17 protein-coding genes are annotated in these 24,757 nt (G+C 64.4%); 11 read left to right on the top strand and 6 right to left on the bottom strand.

Annotated features, from left to right (window positions below; translation table 11 throughout):
• The first annotated feature begins 113 nt into the window (after window positions 1-113).
• From Q8O96_RS12950 to Q8O96_RS12925, 6 genes are all read left to right on the top strand, one after another.
• Complete coding sequence (locus Q8O96_RS12950; protein ID WP_102861312.1) at window positions 114-734, top strand: YjfI family protein; 621 nt, start codon at window positions 114-116, stop codon at window positions 732-734.
• A 15-nt stretch (window positions 735-749) separates the two neighbouring features.
• Window positions 750-1,445 (top strand): PspA/IM30 family protein, encoded by a 696-nt coding sequence (locus Q8O96_RS12945; protein ID WP_305948912.1) that lies wholly within the window; start codon window positions 750-752, stop codon window positions 1,443-1,445.
• 66 nt (window positions 1,446-1,511) lie between these two features.
• On the top strand, window positions 1,512-2,153 hold the full coding sequence (locus Q8O96_RS12940; protein ID WP_207167116.1) for an OB-fold-containig protein: 642 nt from the start codon (window positions 1,512-1,514) through the stop codon (window positions 2,151-2,153).
• Between the two features lie 36 nt (window positions 2,154-2,189).
• Window positions 2,190-4,265: a flotillin family protein gene (locus tag Q8O96_RS12935; RefSeq protein ID WP_102861315.1), complete on the top strand. Its 2,076-nt coding sequence runs from the start codon at window positions 2,190-2,192 to the stop codon at window positions 4,263-4,265.
• Between the two features lie 196 nt (window positions 4,266-4,461).
• On the top strand, window positions 4,462-9,606 hold the full coding sequence (locus Q8O96_RS12930; RefSeq protein ID WP_305948911.1) for a DNA repair ATPase: 5,145 nt from the start codon (window positions 4,462-4,464) through the stop codon (window positions 9,604-9,606).
• Window positions 9,607-9,646: 40 nt separating this feature from the next.
• Complete coding sequence (locus Q8O96_RS12925; protein WP_115581677.1) at window positions 9,647-10,336, top strand: phospholipase D-like domain-containing protein; 690 nt, start codon at window positions 9,647-9,649, stop codon at window positions 10,334-10,336.
• Between the two features lie 29 nt (window positions 10,337-10,365).
• Here Q8O96_RS12925 and Q8O96_RS12920 read toward each other — a convergent pair whose 3' ends face one another.
• On the bottom strand, window positions 10,366-12,096 hold the full coding sequence (locus tag Q8O96_RS12920) for a hypothetical protein (RefSeq protein WP_305948910.1): 1,731 nt from the start codon (window positions 12,094-12,096) through the stop codon (window positions 10,366-10,368).
• A gap of 140 nt (window positions 12,097-12,236) precedes the next feature.
• Window positions 12,237-13,973 (bottom strand): hypothetical protein, encoded by a 1,737-nt coding sequence (locus tag Q8O96_RS12915; protein ID WP_305948909.1) that lies wholly within the window; start codon window positions 13,971-13,973, stop codon window positions 12,237-12,239.
• Between the two features lie 219 nt (window positions 13,974-14,192).
• On the opposite strand from Q8O96_RS12915, the gene Q8O96_RS12910 reads away from it, so the two are divergent.
• The 3 genes from Q8O96_RS12910 to Q8O96_RS12900 all read left to right on the top strand — a co-directional run bounded on the left by Q8O96_RS12910 (window position 14,193) and on the right by Q8O96_RS12900 (window position 18,230).
• Window positions 14,193-14,735, top strand: coding sequence for a YaeQ family protein (locus tag Q8O96_RS12910; RefSeq protein WP_041116152.1), 543 nt, complete (start codon window positions 14,193-14,195; stop codon window positions 14,733-14,735).
• Window positions 14,736-14,792: 57 nt separating this feature from the next.
• Window positions 14,793-16,502, top strand: coding sequence for a single-stranded-DNA-specific exonuclease RecJ (gene recJ / locus Q8O96_RS12905; RefSeq protein ID WP_047301976.1), 1,710 nt, complete (start codon window positions 14,793-14,795; stop codon window positions 16,500-16,502).
• A gap of 621 nt (window positions 16,503-17,123) precedes the next feature.
• A complete protein-coding gene (locus Q8O96_RS12900; RefSeq protein WP_102861321.1) occupies window positions 17,124-18,230 on the top strand; it encodes an NADH:flavin oxidoreductase/NADH oxidase in 1,107 nt (368 codons plus the stop codon).
• Between the two features lie 164 nt (window positions 18,231-18,394).
• Here Q8O96_RS12900 and Q8O96_RS12895 read toward each other — a convergent pair whose 3' ends face one another.
• A complete protein-coding gene (locus tag Q8O96_RS12895; RefSeq protein ID WP_115581682.1) occupies window positions 18,395-20,014 on the bottom strand; it encodes a glucan biosynthesis protein D in 1,620 nt (539 codons plus the stop codon).
• Window positions 20,015-20,213: 199 nt separating this feature from the next.
• Between Q8O96_RS12895 and Q8O96_RS12890 the strand changes: the two genes are divergently transcribed.
• Window positions 20,214-20,747: a GNAT family N-acetyltransferase gene (locus tag Q8O96_RS12890; RefSeq protein ID WP_207167122.1), complete on the top strand. Its 534-nt coding sequence runs from the start codon at window positions 20,214-20,216 to the stop codon at window positions 20,745-20,747.
• Here the strand turns inward: Q8O96_RS12890 and Q8O96_RS12885 are convergent.
• From Q8O96_RS12885 to Q8O96_RS12875, 3 genes are all read right to left on the bottom strand, one after another.
• Window positions 20,744-21,937 carry a DUF418 domain-containing protein gene (locus tag Q8O96_RS12885; protein ID WP_305948908.1) on the bottom strand — a complete coding sequence of 398 codons (1,194 nt, stop codon included), beginning with the start codon at window positions 21,935-21,937 and terminating at the stop codon, window positions 20,744-20,746. The genes Q8O96_RS12890 and Q8O96_RS12885 overlap by 4 nt on opposite strands.
• Before the next feature lie 184 nt (window positions 21,938-22,121).
• Window positions 22,122-23,144: a hypothetical protein gene (locus tag Q8O96_RS12880; RefSeq protein ID WP_305948907.1), complete on the bottom strand. Its 1,023-nt coding sequence runs from the start codon at window positions 23,142-23,144 to the stop codon at window positions 22,122-22,124.
• A 35-nt stretch (window positions 23,145-23,179) separates the two neighbouring features.
• A complete protein-coding gene (locus Q8O96_RS12875; protein WP_102878519.1) occupies window positions 23,180-23,590 on the bottom strand; it encodes a hypothetical protein in 411 nt (136 codons plus the stop codon).
• 403 nt (window positions 23,591-23,993) lie between these two features.
• Between Q8O96_RS12875 and Q8O96_RS12870 the strand changes: the two genes are divergently transcribed.
• On the top strand, window positions 23,994-24,719 hold the full coding sequence (locus Q8O96_RS12870; protein WP_102861326.1) for a tellurite resistance TerB family protein: 726 nt from the start codon (window positions 23,994-23,996) through the stop codon (window positions 24,717-24,719).
• The last annotated feature ends 38 nt before the right edge of the window (window positions 24,720-24,757 follow it).

The raw sequence follows: 24,757 nt of genomic DNA, 5'->3' as shown, positions 1-24,757 counted from the left end.
TTCGACGTTTTGTTCCGAGTGGATTGATAGAAAACTATTGTTACAAATACCCCATTAAAAAATTACATGTGATGAATTGAAAGTCTTACATGTGATGCTCTAGTCTGTGCGCCATGGAAAACAAATCCTCAGCCCATTACCAACGTTTATTCCGCCAGCGCCTGCGTGATCAGGGCTTGGTGAAAAAGGAAGTCTGGATACTGCCCGAGAACGCCCAGGCGTTGCTGGCGGTTGAACGCAAACTGCGTCAGCCCTTTGACGGGCTGGCTCCTGTGGAAAAGGATGGAGAAATGAGCATGCCGCAGATCTGGAATGCCCGATCGCTGTGCCAGGCCCTGATGGCCACCGAGTTGTTCAGCAGCGGCGAAGCCAGCATTGAACTGCTTGAAGGCGCCGAACCGAGCTTGCACGTGACCATGCGCGAATACGGCGACCTGCCGCTGTTTGTCGCCCTGTCCGGCGAGCAGATCCTGGTCGAAGCCCTGCTCTGGCCGCAAAGCGAAGTCACCGATGTGCAAGCCTTCAATGAAGAAGTGCTGCTCAGCCGCCAGTTGTTCCCGCTGTCGAGCATCGGCCTGGAAACCGGCTTGGGCGGCGAGCGCTTCTACATGATGTTCGGTGCGCTCAGCGCCACCTCGATCCTCTCCAACGTGCTTTACGAGATCGAAACCCTGGCCAGCAACGTGATCAGGGCTACCGAGGCCTATGAAGGCTACCTGAAGGCTCAGGCCTGACCTGGAGGAATGCACATGAACGTATGGAGCAAGTTGCTTACCGCCCTGCGCGGTGGCGCCAATGAGGCGGGCGAAGCCATGGTGGACAGCCAGGCCCTGAGGATTCTCGATCAGGAAATCCGCGACGCCGACCAGGAACTGCGCAAGTCCAAGGAAGCCCTGGCCGAAATCATGGCCCGGCAGAAACTCGCCGCCGAGCGCGCCAACGGCAGCGCGGCGAAGATCGCCGAGTATGAAAGCTACGCCCTCAAGGCCCTGGAAGCGGGTAATGAAAATCTTGCCCAGGAAGTGGCGCAGAAGATCGCCAATCTGGAAAATGACCTGGCGGTCGAGCGCGAGCAGGCCGATGGCTTTGCCGCCAGCGTGGTCCAATTGCGCAAAGCCGTGACCCAGGCCGAAGGCAATATCAAACATCTGAAACAACAGGTGGATACCGTCAAGGCCACCGAGAGCGTGCAGAAGGCCCAGCAGGCCGTGGCCCAGCGCTATGGCGGCTCGCAGAGCAAGCTGCACACCGCGGTGGAGTCCCTGGAGCGGATCAAGCAGAAGCAGGCCGAGCGTGCGGCGAAGATGGAAGCCGCAGCGGAGCTGGCCAGCACCAGCAACCCCGACGATGCCCTGGACGCCAAGTTGCGCGAGGCCGGGATCGTCGCCGGCAGCACCAGCGCCGACAGCGTGCTGGCGCGCCTCAAGGATCGCAACAAGTCCTGATTCATCGTCGAGTTGTAAGGGCGGGGCCGATGGGCCTTGCCCGGCTTTTTCAGGGATAGGAAAGCAATGGAAATCTTCCTGCAGACAGTGTTGTCGTTCCCCACAGTGCTGTTCAGCTTCATGCTCTGCCTGGCGGTAATCTACTGGGCCGTGGTGGCCATGGGCATGCTCGAGGTCGATCTGCTGGACTTCGAGGCTGATTCGCTGCTCGAAGGCGCCCATGCCACTGAAGGCCTGGCCGGGCTGCTGATCAAGTTCAAGCTCAACGGGGTGCCGGTCACCCTGGTGCTGACCCTGCTGATGTTCTTCAGCTGGTTTTTGACCTATTTCGCCGAACTCTACGTCCTCAGCCACCTGCCCCTGGGTTGGTTGCGTTATCCCCTGGGCCTGTTGCTGGCTGTGGTTGCGCTGTTTCTGGCGGCCCCCATCAGCGCGGCCATCTGCCGTCCGCTGCGTCCGCTGTTTCACAAGATGGAAGCCACCAGCAGCCAGTCGGTGCTGGGGCAGACCGCCGTGGTACGCAGCGGCAGAGTCACCCTGGAACACGGCGAAGCCGTGCTCGAGAACGGCGGCGCGGGCCTGATCCTGCGTGTGCGTGCCGATGAGGCGCGAGCTTTCAAACGCGGCGATCGCGTCGTGTTACTGGAGTATCTGGAGGCGCAACACGCCTATCGGGTCATTACCGAGGACGAGTTTCGCGGCCTCTGAGCCCGGGCTTCCTCAGAATCAAAGGAGATTGATTGCATGAATTTACCGTCGCTGCTGCCCATCCTGCTCGGGATCGGCCTCGTCGTCCTGGTGGTCTTCGGCCTGCTGGCCCTGTTCAAGGCCTTCTATATCAAGGTCCCCCAAGGCACGGCGCTGATCGTCAACGACATGTCCTCGACGCCCAAGGTGCACTTCACCGGCGCCCTGGTGTACCCGGTCATCCACCTCAAGGAGTTCATGCGGATCTCGCTGATCACCCTGGAAGTCGACCGTCGGGCCAAGGATGGTCTGATCTGCCGCGACAACATGCGCGCCGACATCACCGTGGCTTTCTACCTGCGGGTCAATGAAACCCAGGAAGACGTGCTCAAGGTGGCCAAGGCCATCGGTGTCGACCGTGCCTCCGACCGCGCTGCGGTCAACGAGCTGTTCAACGCCAAGTTCTCCGAAGCGCTGAAAACCGTGGGCAAGCAGTTCGACTTCGTCCAGCTGTTCGAAAACCGCCAGGACTTCCGCGACCGCATCATCGAGATCATCGGCAACGACCTCAACGGCTATGTGCTGGAAGACGTGGCCATCGACTACCTGGAGCAGACCGCCAAGCATTCCCTGGACCCGAGCAACATCCTCGACGCCGAAGGTATCCGCAAGATCACCGAGCTGACCGCGGCGCAGAACGTCATCACCAACGAACTGGAGCGCAACCAGGAACTGGCGATCCAGAAGAAGAACGTCGAGACCCGCGAAGCCTCGCTGTCGCTGGAACGCCAGCAGGCCGACGCCGAAGCGCGGCAGAAGCGCGAGATCGAAACCATCCGCGCCCGCGAGGAAGCCGAGACCGCCAAGGTCAAGGAAGAAGAGCGCCTGAAGGCCGAGCAAGCACGCATTCAGTCGCAGCAGGAAATCGACGTGCGCACCGAGAACCATCAGCGCGAAGTCGAAGTGGCCCAGCAGAACCGTCAGCGTGCGGTGGTCATCGAAGTGGAGAAAGTCACCCGCGCCAAGGACCTGGAAGTAGTGGCCCGCGAGCGTGAAGTGGAACTGCAGCGCATCGAGAAAGAAAAGGCTCTGGAAGAGCAGCGCAAGAACATCGCCACCGTGATCCGTGAGCGGGTAGCGGTCGAGAAGACCGTGGCCCAGGAAGAAGAGCGGATCAAGGAAGTACGCGAAATTTCCGAAGCCGAACGCGCCAAGCAAGTGGTGGTGATCCAGGCCCAGGCCGAAGCCGAGCAGGATCTGGTGCGTCAGGTCAAACAGGCCGAAGCCGACGAGACTCGCTCCAAGCACAAGGCCGTGGAGATCAACAACCTGGCCCAGGCCGAACTGGAAGCGGCGGCCAAACAGGCCGAAGCCAAGAAGCGCCTGGCCGAAGGCCTGGAAGCCGAGCGCGCCGCGCCTGGTCTGGCCGATGCCCGCGTGCTGGAAATCACCGCAGCGGCCCAGGAAAAAGAAGGCCTGGCGCAAGCCCGCGTCCGCACCGAGCAGTTGATTGCCGAAGCTCGCGGCGAGCAGGAAAAAGGCCTGGCCGACGCCCGCGTCATGGAAGCCCAGGCGGCTGCCAAAGAGAAGGACGGCCTGGCCGAAGCCAAGGTCATGGAAGAGAAGCTCGGTGCTCAAGCCCGTGGCGAAGAGCAACTGGGCGCGGCCAAGGCCAAGGCCACCAAGGACCTGGGTTCGGCCGAAGCCGAAGTGCTGCTGCAGCGTCTGAACGCCGAAGCCGAAGGCCTGGGCAAGAAGTTCGGTGCCCTGGATTCCCTCAGCGACAGCGCTCGCCAGCACGAAGAGTTCCGCATGCAACTGGAGAAGAACTTCGAGGAAGCGATGGCCGCCATCGCCGCCAACAAGGACATCGCCAAGGACCAGGCCGAAGTGCTGTCCGCCGCCCTCAGCAAGGCCAAGATCGAGATCGTCGGCGGCGAAGGCGACTTCTTCAATTCCTTCGCCAAATCGCTGTCGGTGGGCAAGGCCATCGAGGGCGTGGTGGGCAAGAGCCCGGTGGTCCAGGACGTCCTGGCACGCCTGCTCAACGGCAAGGGCGCACCGGCCGTTGCCGCTGAACTGGCCGCTGCTGCCGTCTCGCGCAAGGCCGAGGCGCCGTCTGCCGAAGCCTGACCCACACCTGACACACCTGTAGCCGCTGCCGAAGGCTGCGACCGACTCCGTAGGAGGCGCAGCCCTTGAGGGCCTTCGGGCCCTCAAGCACGCACCCAGCCCGCGGCAGCGGCTACCGGCCTTGTGTCGGGTACCGGGCTCCAGGTTTGAGGAGCCCGCTTTTTTTGCACACCGCCGTAGATCCAGGAAGGCCACGATGTCGGACGCTCAAGTCGCAACTCCCCCGCAGGACGTATTGGACAAGGCCGTCGCCGAAGGCGGCGCCTATGAGGTGCTGCACAAGCGCCTGCTGGACCAGGGCCAGCGCCTGCGGGCCACCACCGACGACCTCAACCAGAGGCGTCTCGACGAGTTCGGCAACAGCCGCATGGAAGTGGTCGGGCGGGTGCGCATCCGTACCGAGAACAACTGCATCGCCCGGGACATCGTCCAGGTCGGCGACTGCCTGTTGTTCGGCTACAACGTGTTCATCGGCCTGAAGAAGGAAACCAGCGTCGCCGACGTGTTTTCCCTCTATCGGCTGGTGGAAGAGGGCGAAGGCTACGAAGCCGAGCCCGTGCCCCTGGAAGGCAGCTTCCTGGCGGCCCAGGGCTTCCTCAACGATTTCAACGAGCTCTACACCTATTACAAGAACACCCGCCTGCTGCAACTGGCGATCCGTGACGGCAAGCTGCTGGCGAGTTTCCAGATTGGCGAGCGCGTCACCGATGTGCGGGTGTTCCGCTGGTCGATCTCGGTGGACGGACGGGATGTCCGGTACATCGACAACCGCGGCGAGCGGGATATCGCCCTGCCGGCGCCCTTCGATTTCGAATGGAAGAAGGCCACCCGCGAGATGGTGGTCGAAGGCCGCTTCCCGCACCTGAACATCCTCGACACGGTGTTCGTCGAAACCATCGGCGGCGACCTGACCATCAAGGTCGAGAACAACACCGAGTCGGGCCTGGGCATCTACCGCGAAGAGGTGCTGGACAAGACCCAGTCCCTGGACGATTCGCAGATCGAATTCGCCCGCCTGGGCAGCCTGATCCTGCTCAAGGTCCTGCCGTACCGCGAAGAGCAGTGGCGCTACCTGGTGTTCAACAGCCTGACTCGCCAGGTGGAGCGCATCGACGCCATCGGCCTGGCTTGCGTGCAACTGCCGGAAGACCACGGGATCATCTTCCCCGGTGGCTATTACCTGCAGAGCGGCGAGTACAAGACCTTCGAACAGTCCATGGAAGGCATGCGCTTCAAGCGCTCGGTACGCTCGCCCAACGGTGAAGATGTGCAGTACATCTTCTACCACCCGGAGCAGGGCCGCTCGGTGCTGCTGACCTACAACATGATCAACCGCCAGTTGCAGAACCCGTTGTTCGGCCACGGTTACGCGCGCCTGGAAGACGGGCGCATGGTGATCTTCGCCGCCGAAGGCGACGAGCCGACCCGGGTCCACCCGATGCAGGTCTGGCAGACGCCGTTCTTCACCGAGGAATACGCCGCGCGGCAACCGACCCGCAGCGGTTTCCTGGGGCGCATTGGCAATGCCGAACTGGTGCGCAGCGTTTCCGATCTCTACGACCTGTGCCGCGAGATCGACACCCCGGCGGTGTCGGTGCAGCGCTATTCGTTGCTGTGCCAGAACACCCGGCGCCTGTTCGATGTGTATCACTGGCTGGGCAGCGCCGAGCTCGAAGGCCTGGCCCCATTGCTGCGCGAGGTGGCCTCGACCTCGGAGCTGGTGCTGGATGAATACGAGAAAGTCGAAAGCATCCGCCGCCAGTCGGACCAGGCCATGGTGGCCGCCGAGGCCAAGCAGAAAGCCCTGCTCGACAGCCTGCTGGTGGACAGCTGGGACCAGGTGCAGAGCTTCGTCGATGCGCTCAACGGCATCACTGCCCAGCGCGGCCTGCTGCTGACCATTCGCGACTACCGCTACATCGACGTGGCGCGCATCGACGCCATGGAAGCCGATTTGCTCAAGGCCCAGGAGCGCACCGCCGCCGGCACCGCGACCTTCCTGGCCAGCGATCAGGCTCTGCAGCCCTTCGTCACCCAGCTGGAAACCCTCGACGCCCAGGCGCAGAAAGCCGAGACCGTGGCTCAGCTCAGCGAGCCCTTGGGGGCCTTGCAAGCCATGGCTGGCGATCTGGACATGCTGTCGAGCCTGATGGCCTCGTTGCAGATCGAAGACGCCACCCAGCGCACCCGGATCATCGAATCCATCTCGCAGATCTACGCCCGCCTGAACCAGGCCAAGGCCCGCGCCGAACAGCGGCGCAAGGGCCTGGGCTCGACCGAGACCGTGGCCCAGTTCGGGGCCCAGTTCAAACTCTTCAGCCAGGGCATCACCAATGCCCTGGCCCAGGCCCAGGACCCCGAGCGCTGCGACGAGCAACTGTCGCGCTTGTTGGTGCAGTTGGAGGAGTTGGAGAGCCGTTTCGGCGATCACGAACAGTTTCTCGGCGACATCCTCGGCAAGCGTGAGGAGTTGCTGGAAACCTTCGAGGCCCACAAGCAATCGCTGCTCGACGAGCGCCAGCGCAAGGCCCAGGGCCTGCTGGATGCGGCGCGGCGGATTCTCGACAGCCTCGGCCGGCGCACCGCCAAGTTCACCCAGGCCGAGGAGCTCAATGCGTTCTTCGCCGCCGACCCGCTGATCCTCAAGCTGCGGGAGCTGGCCGAGCGCCTGCGCGAGCTCAAGGACAGCGTCAAGGCTGACGACGTCGAGTCGCGCCTCAAGGGCGCCCGGGATCAGGCCGTTCGGGCCCTGCGCGACAAGACCGAGCTGTTCGAAGAGGGCGGCAACGTCATCAAGCTGGGGCCGCGTCATCGCTTCAGCGTCAACACCCAGGAGCTGGACCTGACCCTGATGCCCCGGGGCGACGAACTGCACCTGCACCTCACCGGCACGGATTTCCTCGAACCTCTGCGCGACCCCGAGCTGGAAGCCCTGCGCGACTTCTGGCAGGTGGCCCTGGAGTCGGAATCGGCCCAGCTGTACCGCGCTGAGTACCTGGCCGGGCAAGTGCTGGACGCCGCCGACCGGGGCGTGGAAGGGCTGAGCCTGGAAAGCCTGAAACCCTTGCTGGCGCAGCCTGAGGAATTGGCGCGGGTGATCCGCGACTTCGCCGCGCCGCGCTACAAGGAAGGCTACGAAAAGGGCATTCACGACCACGATGCGGCGGCGATTCTGTTGCAGTTGCTACCGCTGCGCGACAGCGCCGGCCTGCTGCGCTTCGGCGCGGCGGCGCGGGCCTTTGCCACGCTGTTCTGGGGCCGCCAGCAGCACCAGCCGCAACCGCAGCAATGGGTCGAGCGGGCCCGCACCAGCCGGCATATTCAGCAGCTGTTCGGGCGTCGAGAAGGCTTGCTGCAGTTGCAGGAGGAAATCCTCGCGGCACTGAGTGACTGGCATCAGCAGCACGCCTTCACCCTGGCCGCCGAGCTGTTGCCCGAAGCCGCCGAGTACCTGGTTCAGGAACTGGCCGCAGAACGCATCGAATTCACCTTCAGCAAATACGCCAAGCAACTGCAGGAAGCCCTGACCTTGCGTCTGCAGGGCGCGCGGATGTGGGACGACTACCAGCAGGCCTTGGCGCGGCTGGTGGAGCGGCCTGCTGCACAGTGGGCATTGACCGAGAACTGGCTCTCGGCCCTGTGCGCCGAGGGCGAGTTCGCCGAGTGGAGCGACTACGTACCCGAGGCGGTGGCCCTGTCGCTGCTGCGGGAAGACTTTGCCAAGCGCATCACTGAAGTCGACCTGCGGTTCAGCGTCGGCAACCTGATGGGCGAACACCCGCGCATTCACGAGCGCAGCCTGTCTCTCACCGTGGATGGTTTCTTCGCTCGCCTGCGGGCCCACCGCGAGCAGTTCCTGCCCGGCCTGCAGCGCTACCAGGCGCTGCGCCAGGGCATCATCAGTCGTGAGCGCTCGGCCCTGCGCCTGAGCGAATTCAAGCCGCGGCCGCTGAGCTCGTTCGTTCGCAACAAGCTGATCAACGATGTGTACCTGGGCTTTATCGGCGACAACCTGGCCAAGCAGATGGGCACCGTGGGCGAGAACAAGCGCACCGACCTGATGGGCCTGTTGATGCTGATTTCGCCACCGGGCTACGGCAAGACCACCCTGATGGAATACGTGGCGCACCGCCTGGGCCTGATCTTCATGAAGATCAACGGCCCGGCCCTGGGTCACCAGGTGCGTTCCCTGGACCCGGCCCAGGCGCCGGACGCTACTTCGCGCCAGGAACTGGAGAAACTCAACCTGGCCCTGGAGATGGGCAACAACGTGATGCTCTATGTCGACGACATCCAGCACACCCATCCGGAATTCCTGCAGAAATTCATCTCGCTGTGCGACGGCACCCGGCGCATCGAAGGCGTGTGGAAAGGTCGCACCAAGACCTACGACATGCGCGGCAAGAAGTTCTGTGTGGTGATGTCGGGCAACCCGTACACCGAGTCCGGCGAGGTGTTCAAGATCCCTGACATGCTGGCCAACCGGGCCGACATCTATAACCTCGGCGACACCCTGGGCGGCATGCAGGAAGCCTTCGCCCTGAGTTACATCGAGAACGGCCTGACCTCCAACCCGGTGCTGGCGCCCCTGGCCACCCGCGATATGGCGGATGTCTACCGCTTCGTCGCCAAGGCCGAAGGCAAGGCCTTCTCCAGCAACGAACTGAGCCATAGCTACAGCGGCGCCGAGATCAACGAAATCACCACCACGCTGCAACGCCTGATGCAGGTGCGCGACGTGGTGCTGCGGGTCAACCAGCAGTACATCGCCAGCGCCGCCCAGGCCGACCAGTACCGCAGCGAGCCGCCGTTCAAGCTGCAGGGCAGCTACCGCAACATGAACAAGATGGCCGAGAAGATCTCGGCGGTGATGAACGACGCCGAGCTGCTGCAACTCTTGGCCGACCACTACCAGGGCGAATCCCAGTTGCTGACCACCGGCGCCGAGGAAAACCTGCTCAAGCTCGCCGAGCTGCGCGGCAACCAGACCCCGGAACAGAGTGAACGCTGGGCGCAGATCAAGCGCGACTTCGTGCGCAACCGCTCCATGGGCGGCAGCGACAGCGATGTCGGCACCCGGGTCGTGGCCCAGCTCAACGATCTGGTGGAAGGCGTACGCGGCCTGGCCCGGCCCGCGCAGCAGCATGACCTGCGCGCGGTGCTGGAAAACCTCTCCGAGCACCTGGAGAACAGCTTCCTGCCGCTGATCAAGGTCATGCACAAGAAGATCGACGTCGATCTGCACAGCCACCAGCGCATTGGCGACATCGCCACGCGGGTGGACGAATTGAGCCGCATGCTCAGCCACGGTGATGTGCCCACCCTCAAGGACTCCCAATAGTAGGAGCCGGCTTTGCCGGCGAACAGCCAAGGATCACGACATGGATTTTGCCCACCTGGACCAGCAGCTGCGCGACAGCCTGCTGGACCTGAAACTGAGCAACGAAGAACGGGACGAACTGCGCCAACTGGGCAGCGAACTCAGTGCCGATCAGGTGCGTTACCTGCGCAATCGAGCTTTCGATCTGGTACGGGAACTGAGCCTGGCAGACAGCGCCAATGTGCTGCCGGCGTTGAAATGGCTGGAGCAGGTGGTCAAGACCCTGGACGCCAACAGCGCCCCGGTGCGCGACATGGCCAGCGCCCACTTCAGCCCCGGTGAAGACTGCCGGCGCAAGATCCGCGACCTGTGCCGCCAGGCCCGGATCTCGGTGGATATCTGCGTGTTCACCATTTCTGACGATCAACTGAGCGACGAAATCCGCGCCTGCCACCAGCGCGGCGTGGCCGTGCGGGTGATCAGCGACAGTGAAAAGCAGTTCGATGTCGGCAGCGATATCGCCGGGCTACGCGAGGCCGGGGTGCCGGTGCGGATCGACGACACGCCGTTCCACATGCACCACAAGTTCGCCGTGTTCGATGGCCGGACCCTGCTCAACGGCAGCTTCAACTGGACCCGCAGCGCCACCACCGGCAACGAGGAAAACCTGCTGGTGATCGACCATCCGCAACTGGTGGCCAGTTACCTCAAGGAGTTCAACGAACTCTGGGCCCGCTACGCACCGCGTTAAGGCGTGCAGCGGCGGGCCAGTACTCGGCCTCAGGCGGCGCTCGGCTGACTCCAGAGGCTGTTCTCGGCCAGCCTGTCGAGGAGTTTCTGGCGCAACTTATGGGCCTGTTCGGGGGCGCTCTGGCTCAGGGTTTCCAGGGCCAGGTGCAACTGCTGCAGCGGGTTTTCGCTGTTAAACAGGCTGCCCAGTTCCAGGCCGGCAATGGCTTCTTCGAAACGTTGCTGGCGGATATGGTTCAGCAGCGTGGCGTGGCTCAACTGGTTGGCATAGGACAGGTTCTGTTCCAGGCGGCTCTTGAGCTCGGCGGCCTTTGCCTGCTCGTCGATGTAGAGGTAGACCAGTGCCAGCTGTGCCAGGTGGTAGTTTTTTTCCGCTGGGTCCAGCGCCGCAGTCTGAGCTTCGTCGTCGAGCGCTTGCACGGTCTGGTCCAGCAGTTCGATGGCTGGCCGGGTCTGTTCCAGGTCGTGCAGCAATTTGGCCTGTGCTGCCTGTTTCACCGGGCGATCGGCGTATTCGAGCTGGGTGTTGAGGTGCGCCACTTCCTCAAGGCCGTTGCGGATCAGCTCGCTGTCGCGGCGCTCGGGCGCCAGGGCAGCTTGCACCCACAACTGGGTTTCCACGATCAGCAGGCGATGCCACGGCCATTGCTCAGCGCCACGCCAGGTCTCCAGTGTCAGCAGGGCCTGCTCCAGCAGGTGGGCGCACCAATGCGGGTGCTCCTCGAAGTAGGTGCGCCACACAGAGAGCAGGCACCAGAGACGCTGCGAGGGCGCGACCGCGCAGGCCTGCAAGGCCGCCTCGGCCTCGGTCAGCTCATGGCGCGCGACATGCCAGTGCAACAGGCTCAGCAGCATCTCGCTGGCGTGTCTCACCGGCACCTGGGCGATCAGCTGTGCCGCCAGATCCGGGCGGCTGGCGTCCAGGATCAGCTTGAGCAGCGGTGGGTAGCCGCAGTAGTCCTCGGGCTCGGGGTTCTGCGCCAGCAGTTCGAATCCGGCGTCGAATTCCCCGGCTTGTATCAGCAAGACCACGACGATGATCTGGGCCGACGCGGGCAATTGCGCGGCCATGGCCGGGAACTGCGCGTCCTGCCCCTGGGCACGGTACTCGCGCAGGGTCTGTTCCACTTCATACGGGTCCAGTTCGTCGGTCGGTTGTTTGAGCAGCAGTTGCCAGGCCAGGCCGAGGCTGATGGCGGCTTGCTCGGGCAGGCCCACACTGCGTTGCAGGGTCGCCAACTTTCGGTGCTCACTGGCAGAGCCCTGGTTCAGCTGCTCGACACCGAAGGTCACCAGCAAGGCGCGGGCCTGCTCAAGTTCACCGCTGGCCAGCAACAGCGGGATGCGCAGCAGGGGCGCTGACGGCAGGGGCTGATGCAGGCGCTCCAACAGGCTCAGCACCGCCTGTGGGCCGTCCTTGTCGAGCAGGGTTTCGAGCAGTCGGTACAGCGCCATGGGCTGGTAGGTTTCATCGAGCTCGGCCAGGACTTCCAGGGCCTGGGCCTGGTTGCCTTGCCGGTACAGTGCGGCGGGTATCTGCAGCAGCCCCTGTTGCCGGGCTTTGCCCGTCAGGCGCTGGGCCAGTTGCAGGGCCACCTGCGGTTCGACGGCGCTCAGGTACGCCGCGCGATAGATCTGCGCCTCCTCGTCCAGGTTGATGTCCAGGCTGCTGCCCTGGTCATTGCTGCTGCCCTTGTGGGCATAGACCACCAGCAGCGAGATCACGCCGGTGATGAGCAGCAGGATGATAAACACTTCCATGATTCGGTTTTCCTTGGGGGCGAGAACTGAGCCTGGCGGACCGCGGCAATGTGCTGCCGGCATTGAAACGGCTGGAGCCGATGGTCAAGCCCTTGGACGCCAATGGCGCCCCGTTGGTGGGGGCGCAAAAGGCCGCTGGGTCAGTTCGCCTGGAAGGCGCGCCAGGCCATCCCGCTGCTGAATCGCTCCAGCAGCTGTTGCTGGAGTTCGCTGGCCCGCTCGGGGGCCCGTTGCTGCAGCTCCTCAAGGGCCTGATACAGGCGTGACAGAGGCTTCTTGTCGCTGAGCAAGACGCTCAGGGTCAGGGCCTCGATGGCCTGGGCGTAACGCTGGTGCTCGATGTGATTGAGCAGCAGGTCCTCTTCCAGGTCGCGACTACCGGCCTCCAGGCTGTGCAATCGATCCTGCAGGGCCTGGGCCTGCTCTGCTTCGTCGATGCTCAGGTAGGCGCTGGCGATGTCCTCCAGATAGAAGGTTTTGTCCATCTCATCGACCTCCGGCAGGCTGTCGCTGTCCAGCAATGCCAAGGCTTGCTCCAGCAGGGTCCTGGCCTGGGCGGTCTGACCCAGGTCGTGCAGCAGCTGGGTCTGCTCGCGAATGCACAGCAATTGCTGTTCGCCGTCTTGTTGCTGGTGCAGGCGGTGCAACTCCTCAAGGCCGCTGCGTACCAGCCAGCTGTCCCGACGATGGGCCGGCAGTCGGCTTTGCAGCTGTAGCTGGGTTCGCAGCGCCTGGATGCGCATGCCGCTCCAGAACTCATGGTCATGCTTGTAACCGTCGATCTGTTGCAGCGCCTTGGCCAGCAGTGCCTCGGCCCATTGCGGCTGCGTGGCGTGGTGCTGTTCACAGAGGCTGAGCATCAGGCCGGGATGCTGGCTCGGTTCAGGTTCCAGGGTCAGTAACAGAGCTTCGGCTTCAGCGGTCTGGCCTTGTGTCGCCATGTGGTTCAGCAGGCTCAGCAGCAGGCTGTAGCGATGCAGGTCGGGGGCCTTCTCCAACAGGCGCAGGGCGTTGTCGATCGGCGGCAGGGCCAGGGTCAGGTCCATCAGTTCGCTGTGCGTGGTGGAGTAGAGCGCGTCGCTGATGGGGGCCAGCAGGTTGAGGGCTGAGTCCAGCTGAGCGGCCTTGATCAGGGCGGCGACTGCCTGGGCCTGTTCTTCTGCCGGCAATGGCGCGGCCCGGGTCAGGATCGTGTCGAACTGACCCAGGGTTGCGCAGGCTTCGAACAGGCTGCGCAGCGTCGACTGGCGATGGCCCTCTTCGGTTTCTTCAAACGCCGACCATGCCTGTTCGACGCTGGCCAGCGCCGCGTCCTGCATCCCGGCCTGATGCTGCAGGCGCGCCAGGATCAGCAGGTTGCCGATGCTCTGGCGTTCCTGGGCGGCCGCTTGGCGCGGGTCGCTCAGTTCGCCCAGCACGGCCAGGGCCTGGTCCTGTTCGCCGCGGGCCTGAAGGATACGCACTTGCAGCAGCGGCCAGCTGGGCAGGGCTTCACCCCAGTTATCCAGGAGTTCCAGGCAGGCTTGGGTATCGTCGGAATCGAGCAGGGTTTCGATCAGGGTATTGAGCACGTAGTCCCGGGCGTGGGGCGGCAGTTGCTGGTAGATCGCCAGAGCCTGGGCCTTGTGTCCTGCCAGGTAGAGCTCGCTGGCCACCAACTGCAAGGCCAGTTCCCGGGCCTCGCCGGGAAGTGTCTCTGCCAGTTTCAGCGCCAGCAGCGGCTCGGCCTTGCTCAACAGCAGGGTCTGATTGATCTGGGCGGTGAGGTTGCTGGTCATTACCAGACCCTCGCTCTGTTCGGCGATTTTTCGGCGGGAGTACAGAATCAGTGCGATGAACACCAGCACGATGACAAGCAGGATGACAAAGAGGGTCATGGACGTCCTTTTCTATTGAACTGCGGCGTTGGCGCGTTACGCGCCAGCCGGTTTGCGCGGGGTTATAAAGCCATGGCTACAGGCTGGCAACCGACTTTACCCAGCCAATGCGTTTCAGCGGATGTCACCCAGAGCAGGGTTGGCCCGGTCAGTGGTCGGGCAGGGCGGCAGGTTTCGGGTTAGACTTGCCGCCTTTTCGCACACTCAAGAAGCCCGCACATGGCCCAGCCGTCCACCACCTACAAATTCGAACTGAACCTGACCGACCTCGACCGCGGGGTCTATGAAAGCGTCAAGCAGACCATCGCCCGTCACCCTTCGGAAACTGAAGAACGCATGACAGTGCGGCTGCTGGCCTACGCCTTCTGGTACAACGAGCACCTGTCGTTCGGTCGGGGTCTGTCGGATGTGGACGAGCCCGCCCTGTGGGAAAAGAGCCTGGACGACCGCGTCCTGCACTGGATCGAAGTCGGCCAGCCGGACGCCGATCGCCTGACCTGGTGCTCGCGCCGCACCGAGCGCACCAGCCTGCTGGCCTACGGCAGCCTGCGGGTCTGGCAGACCCGGGTGCTGGACGCGGTGAAGAACCTGAAGAACCTCAATATCGCCGGCGTGCCCCAGGACGTCCTTGAGACCCTGGCCAAGGACATGCCGCGGGTCATCAAGTGGGACGTGATGATCAGCGAAGGCACGATCTTCGTCACCGACGATCGCGGCCAGCACGAAGTGCAGCTGGAATGGCTGCTGGGCGAGCGCGGCTGATCGCCCGCTCTGCCCCTGAACGATCCACCGTCCCCCCAGAGAAGTTGCTGTTAGCCCATGCGTATCGAACCCCGTGAGTTGCCCGCCGTCCTGCCCTTTCTTGGCGATCTGCCGCCACTGCTGACCCGCCTTTATGCCGCCCGTGGCGTGCAATCGGTGGAGGAGCTGGACAAGAGCCTGGCGCGGCTGATCCCGTATCAGCAACTCAAGGGCATCGACGCCGCGGTGGACCTGCTGGTGACCGCTCTGGACCAGCGCCAGCGCATCCTCATCGTCGGCGACTTCGACGCCGACGGCGCCACCGCCAGCACCGTGGGCGTGCTGGGCCTGCGCCTGCTGGGCGCGGCCCACGTCGATTACCTGGTGCCCAACCGCTTCGAATACGGCTACGGCCTGACCCCGGAAATCGTCGCCGTGGCCCTGCAGCGTGAGCCGCAGCTGCTGATCACCGTGGACAACGGCATCTCCAGCGTCGAAGGCGTGGCCGCAGCCAAGGCCGCAGGCTTGCAAGTGCTGGTCACCGACCACCACTTGCCCGGCCATGAACTGCCGGCGGCGGACGCCATCGTCAACCCCAACCAGCCGGGCTGCGAATTCCCCAGCAAGGCCCTGGCCGGGGTCGGGGTGATCTTCTATGTGCTGATGGCCCTGCGTGCGCGCCTGCGCAGCCTGGGTCGCTATGAAACCCGGCCGCAGCCGAACATTGGCGAGCTGCTGGACCTGGTGGCCCTGGGCAGCGTGGCGGACGTGGTGCCCCTGGACGCCAACAACCGCATCCTGGTGCATCAGGGCCTGGAGCGGATTCGCGCCGGTCGCGCGCGGCCGGGGCTCAAGGCGATTCTCGAAGTGGCCAAGCGCGATCACTCGCGCATCACCTCCACCGACCTGGGCTTTATTCTCGGCCCGCGGCTCAACGCCGCCGGGCGCCTGGACGACATGAGCCTGGGCATCGAGTGCCTGCTCAGCGACGACGTCTCGGCGGCCCGGGCCATGGCCGCCCAGCTCGACGAGCTGAACCAGGACCGCAAATCCATCGAGCAGGGCATGCAGCGCGAGGCCCTGGCCCAGCTCAAGGAACTGCCGGTGGAGTCCATGCCGTTCGGCCTGTGCCTGTTCGATGCCGACTGGCACCAGGGGGTGATCGGGATTCTCGCTTCGCGCCTGAAAGAGCGTTATCACCGGCCGACCATCGCCTTTGCCGATGCCGGCGAGGGCATGCTCAAGGGCTCGGCCCGTTCGGTGCCGGGCTTTCATATCCGCGACGCCCTGGACGCCGTGGCCGCGCGCCATCCGCAACTGATCAGCAAGTTCGGCGGCCACGCCATGGCCGCCGGCCTGTCCCTGCCGGAGCAGAACTTCCCGGCCTTTGCCGAGGCCTTCGACGCAGAAGTGCGGCGCCAGCTGCGCGAAGAAGACCTCACCGGGCGCCTGCTGTCGGACGGCACCCTGGCGGTGGAAGAGTTCCACCTGGAACTGGCCCGCGCCCTGCGCCATGCCGGCCCCTGGGGCCAGCACTTCCCCGAGCCGATGTTCCACGGGGTGTTCGAACTGGTGGAGCAACGCATCGTTGGCGAGCGTCACCTGAAAGTGGTGCTGCGCAGCGAATGCGGCTCGCTGAAGCTGGACGGCATCGCCTTCGGCATCGACCGCGAAGTCTGGCCCAACCCGACCATCCGCTGGGTGGAACTGGCCTACAAGCTTGACCTCAACGAGTTCCGTGGCCAGGAAACCGTACAGTTGATGATTGCCCATATCGAACCGCGCTAACCTGCAAAAGGGCCGCCGAGCCGTGCCCGGCGCCCTCCCGCCGCCCCTGTAGCCGCTGTCGAGCCTATGGCAAGGCTGCGAAAAGGCCCGCCGAGCTTTGCCCGGCGCTCTCCCGCCGCCCCCTGTAGCCGCTGTCGAGCTTATGGCGAGGCTGCGAAAAGGCCCGTCGAGCTTTGCCCGGCGCTCTCCCGCCGCCCCCTGTAGCCGCTGTCGAGCCTATGGCGAGGCTGCGAAAAGGCCCGCCGAGCTTTGCCCGGCGATCTCCCGCCGCCCCTGTAGCCGCTGTCGAGCTTATGGCGAGGCTGCGAAAAGGCCCGCAGGGCCTTGCCTGGCGATCTCCCGCCGAACCTCTGGCAGCCTTCAAATCCCGCGACTGCTGCGTCGGAATGCCGCCCAAGCCGGTCGCAGCCTGCGGCAGCGGCTACAGGGGCCGGTGGGGCAGTTTTTTGCTCGGGCACTCTGTCGGCGGCAGTGTTGTCGACTAGTCTCTAAGCACTGTCTGATTGGCCTTGTGACCTTTTGTCATTCTTCTACCCGCGGGGGCGGGCGCTTCACTTCGCAGTCACTCGTCGACCGTTCAAACAGAACCCTGGAGCCTGACCATTGATCGAGAGGTGCCCCATGAGTCTGCTGCTTGAACCCTATACCGTGCGTCAACTGACCCTGCTCAACCGCATCGCCGTGTCGCCCATGTGCCAGTACTCGTCGGTGGACGGGCTGGCCAATGACTGGCATCTGGTGCACCTGGGCAGCCGTGCCGTCGGCGGCGCCGGTTTGATCTTCACCGAGGCCACGGCGGTCACCGCCGAGGGCCGGATCACCGCCCAGGACCTGGGCCTGTGGAACGACGCCCAGATCGAACCCTTGCAGCGCATCACCCGCTTCATCACCGCCCAGGGCGCGGTGGCGGGTATCCAGTTGGCCCATGCCGGGCGCAAGGCCAGTACCCATCGGCCCTGGCTGGGCAAGTCCGGCAGCGTCAAGCCCGAGGACGGCGGCTGGGTGCCGGTGGGGCCATCGCGGATTGCCTTCGATCCGCAGCACACGCCGCCCACACAACTGGACCAAGGGCAGATCGACGAGATCATCCAGGCCTTCGTCGCGGCCGCCAAGCGGGCCCTGGTGGCCGGCTTCAAGGTGGTGGAGGTGCATGCCGCCCACGGCTACCTGCTGCACCAGTTCCTCTCGCCCTTGAGCAATCAGCGTCAGGACCTGTACGGCGGTTCGTTCGAAAATCGCATTCGCCTGGTGTTGCAAGTGACCGAGGCGGTACGAAAAGTCTGGCCCGAAGAGCTACCGCTGTTTGTGCGGGTGTCGGCTACCGATTGGGTGGAGGACGGCTGGAACCCGGACGAGACCGTGGAGTTGGCGCGGCGCCTCAAGGATCTGGGGGTGGATTTGATCGATGTGTCGTCCGGCGGCACCGCGGCCAATGCCGAGATTCCCACCGGGCCGGGTTATCAGACGCGCTTTGCCGAGCGAGTGCGCAAGGAGTCGGGCATGGCCACCGGCACCGTGGGACTGATCACGGAACCGGCCCAGGCCGAGCACATTCTGCGCACCTGTCAGGCGGACATCATCTTCCTCGCCCGGGAGCTGCTGCGCGATCCTTACTGGCCACTGCATGCCGATGATGACCTGGGCGGGCGCAAGGCAATCTGGCCGGCGCAGTATCAGCGGGCGACCCACAGGGACCAGCCGATTCATGAGTCGGACTTGCGCGATTAAGGTTGTGTCGATGTAAAAAAAACCGGCCCGTGTGGGCCGGTTTTTTTGTGTCTGACTGCTGGCCGCCTTCGCGGGCAAGCCCGCTCCTGCGGAGGCGGTGCGATCTGTAGGAGCCGGCTTGCCGGCGAAGAGGCCCCTGGGGTGTGCCGGGGGCTGTCAGCCGATCAGGGGTATTTGCGCTTGTCCGGCGCCGGGGGGAAGTACTGGTACAGCCAGGTTTCGCTCAGGGTGCGGTCGTGGGTGCGGATGAACAGCCGCAGTTCCACCGGATCGACGCTGTCGTTGGTCGGGTACCAGTCGAAGAGGATGCGGTAGCCCTTGATCTCGTCCAGCACCAGGATGCTGAAGTCCTTGACCTCGCCGTTGGAGGCGGTGACCACCGGTTCGATGCCAGTGCCAGCGGGCAGACGATCGAGGCCGCCGCCAGTGAAGTCCACGGCAAAGCGTCGGGCCCAGACTGGCGGGTAGTGCTCGCCCGGGGCCCAGCCTTCGACGAAGCCGCCCATGCCGGAACGGGTGGCGTGGACCCGGGCCAGTGGCGTGCCGACCGGCGGCAGGGCGCTCCAGTAGAGCTTGTAGCCGTAGTTCAGGGAGTCGCCGGCGGCCACGGGTTTTTTCGGGGTCCAGAAGGCCACGATGTTGTCCATGGTTTCGCCGGTGGTGGGGATTTCCAGCAGGTCGATGCTGCCTTCGCCCCAGGCGGTGGTGGGCTCGACCCACAGGCTCGGACGACGACTGTACCAGTCCACGGTGTCCTGGTAGCTGGCGAACTCGTGGTCGGTCTGCACCAGGCCGAAGCCCTTCGGGTCCTTGTCGGCGAAAGCGTTGAACTGCAGGTTGGCCGGGTTGTTCAACGGGCGGCAGATCCATTCGCCATTGCCGCGCCACATGGCCAGGCGGTCGGAGTCGTGGATCTGCGGGTGGATGGTGTCGCACATGCGCCGTTCATGGGTGCCGCAGCTGAACATGCTGGTCATGGGGGCGATGCCCAGTTGTTCGATGGCGGTACGGGCATTGATGTGGGCGTCGATTTCCATCACCACGCGCTCGGCCTGGCAGTCGATGTCGAAGCGGTAGGCACCGGTGGCGCTTGGCGAGTCCAGCAGGGCGTAGACCACGAAGCGGGTGCTGTCCTTGTCCGGGGTCTCGAACCAGAACTGGGTGAAGTCGGGGAATTCCTCGCGACGTTTGGCGTAGGTGTCGATGGCCAGGCCCCGGGCCGACAGGCCGTACTGGCCGGTGGCGTCCACCGCACGGAAATAGCTGGCGCCGAGGAAGGACACCACGTCATGCCTGTCCAGTTCCGGTGCCTTGAACAGCTTGAAGCCGGCAAAGCCCAGGTCGCCCTTGAGCTGGGCGGTGTCGACGCTGGTGTTCTGGTAGTTGAACAGCGCGGGACGGAAGTGCACTTCCCGCGCCTGGCGGGTCTTGGGGTCGACGCTGTGCATGCGCACCGGTTGCTTGAAGCCCATGCCCACATGGAAGAACTGCACATCCAGCTGGCCGTTCAGGTCATTCCACAGCGAGTGCTGGCTGTCGTACTGGATGGCGTTGAAGTTCTGCGGCGTCATCTGCGCCAGGGTCGGTGGCAGCACCTGCTTGGTGTCCACGTATTGCTGGCTGGCCAGTTGCTTGGCCTGGGCCTTGAGACGCTCGAAGTCGAATGCCTGGGCTTGGCCATCAGCGGCGCCTGCCCAGGCCCTGGCTGCCAGCAGACCGCTGGCCGAGAGGCCGGTGTAGGCCGCCAGGGCCATGGAGGCTTTGAGGAGATTCCTGCGGTGCATAGGTGAACCTTATACGGGGAAAGATCCCCAGCCGTTCCTGGCTGTATGAGGGGATCGCGAGGTGAGGTTCGGTCATGCCATCGGCCAAACGCAACTGAATGTAAACAGACGGCGGATAGAATAAACGGTTCGCCAGGGGCAGAAAAATGATTAGCTTGTGTCCATTGGTAACCACTGATCAGCTCCAGGAACCTGTCCCATGCTGCACCCGCGCCTGCTCACCGACGACGATATCCAACGGCTCAAATTGATCGACCGCGCCGAGGTCATCGATGAGTTCTACCGCCTGCAGGAGGGCGTTCTGCTGCGTTATGCCCAGCATGAAGTGGTGGAGGGCTGGCCGGAGGGCGAGGCCGAGCATGACGCGCTGATCTTGCAGCAGTGTTACCAGCGCGGCGGCTGGTTGTACGGGGTGTTCGATGGCCCGGCTCTGGTGGCCGCGGCGGTGGTGGATTGCCTGCCCATCGAGGCTGCCGGGCTGGATTTGCGGCAGTTGAAGTTCCTGCATGTGAGCCGGGCTTATCGCGGCCTTGGCCTGGGCCGGCAACTCTTCGCCCTGGCTCGGGAGCAGGCCCTGATCATGGGCGCCCAGGGCTTGTATGTGTCGGCTACGCCGTCGCGGCACACCGTGGATTTTTACACCGGCCTGGGCTGTGAGCTGCTGGCCATCCCGGACCCGGAGCTGCTGCGCCTGGAGCCCGAGGATATCCACCTCTATCTGCGTCTGGTTTAAGCCTGGAGGGGCTTGCGCCAGTTCGGCCAGGCACCGATGGTCAGCGCCCGCAGCAGCCACTCGCAAGGGCCGTACTGATGAGTACGCAGCCACAGGGCGCTGAGTTGCATCTGCAGCCAGTAGATGGCGATGACCAGGACGGGCATCCACAGCGGCGACAGATGGTTGATCAGCCCCAGTCCGTAGCCGGTGAACAGCAGGCAGAGGATCAGTGATTGCAGCAGGTAGTTGCTCAGGGACATCCGGCCCAGAGGGGCCAGGCGTTGGCACAGACGCTGGCCCAGAGGGGAATGAAAGGCCCTGAGCAGCAGTATGGCGTAACTGGCCGAGAGCAGCGGCGCGGTCAGTTGGCTGATGCTGTAGCCGATGACTTCCAGACCACCACCGGGGGCGTAGGCTGCCCAGTATCCGTAAAGCAGGGCGCCGCCCAGACCCAGGGGCAGGGTCAGGGCCAGCAGCCCTGGCAGCCTGCGTTCAAAGCGGTAAGGCGCCGCCAGCAGGCCTTTGCGCCCGGCGACATAGCCCAGCAGGAACATCGCCAGGGTGCTGGGGCCCTGCAGTAGCCACAGGGCAGAAGCGGTCTCCAGCAGGTGAGAGGCGTTGTAGGCCAGGGTATCCAGGGCATCGCCCCCCAGGGCCATGTCCTTGAGCACCGCTGCGCCGTCGGTGGCGCCGGTGTAGAGACCGGCGCTCAGCAGTTGGACACCCAACAGCAGGATCAGCACGGCGGTTCCCGTGATCAGCACCAGCGCCAGGGTCGCGGCCCACCTTGCCGACAACCCGCGCAACGCCAGCAGCACCAGGCCCAGCAGCGCGTACAGGGTGAGGATCTCGCCGTAGAACAGCAGGGCACCGTGCACCAGGCCGATGGCCAGCAAGGCCAGTTGCCGCCGCAGCATGCGCGGCACGAAGCGTTCGCCCGCTCGCTCGGCGGAGGCCATCTGCAGGGTGAAGCTGTAGCCGAACAGGAAGGAGAACAGCAGGTAGAACTTGGCCTCGAACAGCACCGACACCAGCCAGCGGATCAGGTGGTCGAGGTCGCTGGCGTAGGCCGGGTTGCTGACCGGCGAGGCGTAGTAGGGGTCGGCGAAAGACCAGATGTTCACCGCCAGGATGCCCAGCAGCGCGAAGCCGCGCAGGGCATCGACCTGCTGCAGGCGCGCGGCCTGGCGCGGTAATGGCGCGTTCATTTCCGGGACCTGGGCTGCGGGGCGTGTTCCAGAGCGGCGAGGTGCATGGGCGGGCCTGTCGGTGAACGGAGTGAAGGCTCAATTAACGCGATCAGGCGGTGTGCGGGCAATCAAACTCTTGTGAAAAAAAGTCAACAAACCTGAGGCGCCGTGTCCGCCCCGGGGCCCGCACGCCGCTCCGGGGTCAGCTCCCCGCCGGCGCCGTGGCTGGCAGGCACTGGGCTCCACCGGCGGGTGTTTGGCCTTTTTTCGTCCACCAGGTCAGGGGCCGGATGCTGTTCAGGTCGCCGCGCTTGATCGCTTCTTGGTAGCAGGCCAGGGCCCGGGGGCCATCGGTGGTGCCCCACTTGCCCTCGGCGTAGCCGCTGCCCAGGTAGTAGTAGGCGTCGGCCGAGTCCAGTTCCCGGGCGGTGCGCTGCACCAGCTCTTCGGACTTGCGCGGTTGCTGGCATTCATTGACGGAGCCATCGCCGCGGGGGTCGCAGTAGTACATCGACAGCATCAACGCCGCCTCGGCATCGGTCTGGGCGTAAGGCAGCAGCAGTTCTTCCGGCTCCCCGGGCTTGAGCTCCGGTGCCATGCCCGAGTAACCCAGGCTCACGGCCCGCACCGCCGCCGTGGCCGAGCCATGCCGGGCGGCGTCCAGCAGAAGCTGCTGGCCCAGCTCGAAGAAGTACTGGGTCAACAGGTACTGCTCGCGACCGCCGTAGCCCAGGAATAGATCGGCCTTGCGCATCTGCCGCTGCAGGGCGGTTTCATTGGCCGGAGCATCCTGGTTGAGCAGGCCGTCCATGGACCACTGCTCCACCCGCACCAGTTGCCAGCAGGCGCCCTGTTGAAAGACGAAGGCCTGGACCACGTCGCCCAGCGGATCATGCACCACCAGGGTCTGGCTCTCCCAGAAGGCTTGCAGTCCGGCCCGAGCCTGGGCCTGTGGATCGAGCAGGGTCAGCAGGTGGCGGGTATCGCCCGTCAGCTTGTGCCGGGTGGTGATCTCGCGGCCGTACTCGTCATGGCTCGGGCGCTGTTCAATCAGCGGCGAGTCGGTGAACGCTTGCTGCAGCTCCGGGCTGCTGGCAAAGGCCTTGAGGAAGGTCGGCAGGTCGCTGGACGGGCAGGCGGGGGCAGCGGCCTGTGCCGCCTGGGTGGCGGCGCCAAGCAACAGGGCGGCGAGCAACGGGCGCAAGAGATGACGAAGGGCGGGCATCGGCGAACTCATCGAGGTTGGAGGCGGAGCGTCGGTCATGGTGTGTCCGGCGGGGGTGTCGGTACGCAGCAGCGGCACAGCCACTGCGCCAGCCAGATTGCCAGCAGCAGCGGCACGCTCATCAGGAAGCAATAGACGTAGCCACGTATCGGATGGTCGGGAAACATCGCCCAGGCGGTGAACAGCACCAGGGCGCCGACCAGGCCCAGCTTGGCCTTCAGGTTGGGCACCAGGGCCACCAGCACGCTGACGAGGATCAGCAATTGGAGCAGGAGTTCCACCATCATTCCCAGGCCAAAGCCCTTGGCGATGGAACCGAAGTGGCTGCGATACACCGATATGCCCCAGACATGTGCCAGATAGAACAGCGGCGCCGGCAGCGAAAGGGGCACGAGGCCGGTGATGATGCGTATCAGGTGATAACGGCCTACGGCGTCCAGGCTCATGGGCGGCACTCGTGGGCGGTGGCGCAGTTCTGTCGGGGCATGGGCGCATCCTTGCTGCCGGAAGGTCTTCAGCGATTCCGGTCGGTGGCGCCGGGTTTTTTCAGGCGGGCGATAGTGCCGTAACTCGGGGCGCTAATCCAGTCTGGCAGCCTGGGTGGGTACTGATCGAGGGCCCTTGATGCAGGCATTTCGCGCGCGTGGGGGGGCTTCGTTGGCAAGCCGGCTCCTGCAAGGGGATCTTGGTCGTGGTGCAGGTCATGTGTCTGGCCTGTTGTCCGGTCCTGTGTCCGGTTCCTGGGAAAGCAACATTCAGAAGCACTATCGTCCCCCTGAACCTGGGCACTTCTCTCTAGGCTTACGGCCTTATGTGTCGATGTGACACCCAATTTTCCGGAGGCGGCAGATGAACACCCGTGGATTGCTCGATCAATTACTCAGGTCCGGTCAGGAGTTGCTGCAGAACAAGGCAGGCGCGGCGCCAACGGACAAGGCCCGGCCCGACTCCAGTGGCCTTGGCGGCTTGCTCGGCGGCAAGGCCGGCGGCCTGGGTGGACTGCTGTCCGGAGCGGGCGGCGGGGCCCTGGCAGCTGGCGCCATGGGCTTGCTGCTGGGCAACAAGAAGGCCCGCAAGTTTGGCGGCAAGGCCCTGACCTATGGCGGCCTGGCGGCTCTCGGAGTGCTGGCCTACAAAGCCTACGGCAATTGGCAAGCGCAACAGGGCACTGCTCCTCGCAACGAGCCGCAGACCCTTGACCGGCTGCCGGCGCAGCAGGTGGAGCAGCACAGCCAGGCGATCCTCAAGGCCCTGGTGGCGGCAGCCAAGGCCGATGGTCACGTGGACGAACGTGAGCGGGCACTGATCGAAGGCGAGTTCCGCAAGCTGGACAACGATCCGCAATTGCAGAACTGGCTGCACAGCGAGTTGAACAAACCCCTGGACCCGGCGGACGTGGCCCGTGCTGCCAGCACCCCGGAGATGGCGGCCGAGATGTACCTGGCCAGCGTGATGCTGGTGGATGAAGAACACTTCATGGAAAAGGCCTACCTGGACGAACTGGCGCGTCAGTTGAAACTGGCGCCGGGGCTCAAGGCCGAACTGGAAAGCCAGGTGCGCCAGAGCGTTCTCTGAAGCACCTGGGACTTGTCGTTTGCCAAGGATGGCGGTTC

The organism is Pseudomonas sp. LPH60 (genome assembly GCF_030718165.1).
GTDB lineage: Bacteria > Pseudomonadota > Gammaproteobacteria > Pseudomonadales > Pseudomonadaceae > Aquipseudomonas > Aquipseudomonas danubii.
The sequence above is the reverse complement of the archived record's forward strand: the minus strand, read 5'-3'. Positions and strand labels throughout refer to the sequence as shown.

Coding starts and splice junctions, on each gene's coding strand:
- Q8O96_RS12895 (WP_115581682.1), bottom strand. CDS start 20,014: ATGCACCGCAGGAATCTCCTCAAAGCCTCCATGGCCCTGGCGGCCTAC.
- Q8O96_RS12875 (WP_102878519.1), bottom strand. CDS start 23,590: ATGAGCCTGGACGCCGTAGGCCGTTATCACCTGATACGCATCATCACC.
- Q8O96_RS12870 (WP_102861326.1), top strand. CDS start 23,994: ATGAACACCCGTGGATTGCTCGATCAATTACTCAGGTCCGGTCAGGAG.
- Q8O96_RS12930 (WP_305948911.1), top strand. CDS start 4,462: ATGTCGGACGCTCAAGTCGCAACTCCCCCGCAGGACGTATTGGACAAG.
- Q8O96_RS12950 (WP_102861312.1), top strand. CDS start 114: ATGGAAAACAAATCCTCAGCCCATTACCAACGTTTATTCCGCCAGCGC.
- Q8O96_RS12890 (WP_207167122.1), top strand. CDS start 20,214: ATGCTGCACCCGCGCCTGCTCACCGACGACGATATCCAACGGCTCAAA.
- Q8O96_RS12925 (WP_115581677.1), top strand. CDS start 9,647: ATGGATTTTGCCCACCTGGACCAGCAGCTGCGCGACAGCCTGCTGGAC.
- Q8O96_RS12900 (WP_102861321.1), top strand. CDS start 17,124: ATGAGTCTGCTGCTTGAACCCTATACCGTGCGTCAACTGACCCTGCTC.
- Q8O96_RS12940 (WP_207167116.1), top strand. CDS start 1,512: ATGGAAATCTTCCTGCAGACAGTGTTGTCGTTCCCCACAGTGCTGTTC.
- Q8O96_RS12920 (WP_305948910.1), bottom strand. CDS start 12,096: ATGGAAGTGTTTATCATCCTGCTGCTCATCACCGGCGTGATCTCGCTG.
- Q8O96_RS12945 (WP_305948912.1), top strand. CDS start 750: ATGAACGTATGGAGCAAGTTGCTTACCGCCCTGCGCGGTGGCGCCAAT.
- Q8O96_RS12880 (WP_305948907.1), bottom strand. CDS start 23,144: ATGCCCGCCCTTCGTCATCTCTTGCGCCCGTTGCTCGCCGCCCTGTTG.
- Q8O96_RS12885 (WP_305948908.1), bottom strand. CDS start 21,937: ATGAACGCGCCATTACCGCGCCAGGCCGCGCGCCTGCAGCAGGTCGAT.
- recJ (WP_047301976.1), top strand. CDS start 14,793: ATGCGTATCGAACCCCGTGAGTTGCCCGCCGTCCTGCCCTTTCTTGGC.
- Q8O96_RS12910 (WP_041116152.1), top strand. CDS start 14,193: ATGGCCCAGCCGTCCACCACCTACAAATTCGAACTGAACCTGACCGAC.
- Q8O96_RS12915 (WP_305948909.1), bottom strand. CDS start 13,973: ATGACCCTCTTTGTCATCCTGCTTGTCATCGTGCTGGTGTTCATCGCA.
- Q8O96_RS12935 (WP_102861315.1), top strand. CDS start 2,190: ATGAATTTACCGTCGCTGCTGCCCATCCTGCTCGGGATCGGCCTCGTC.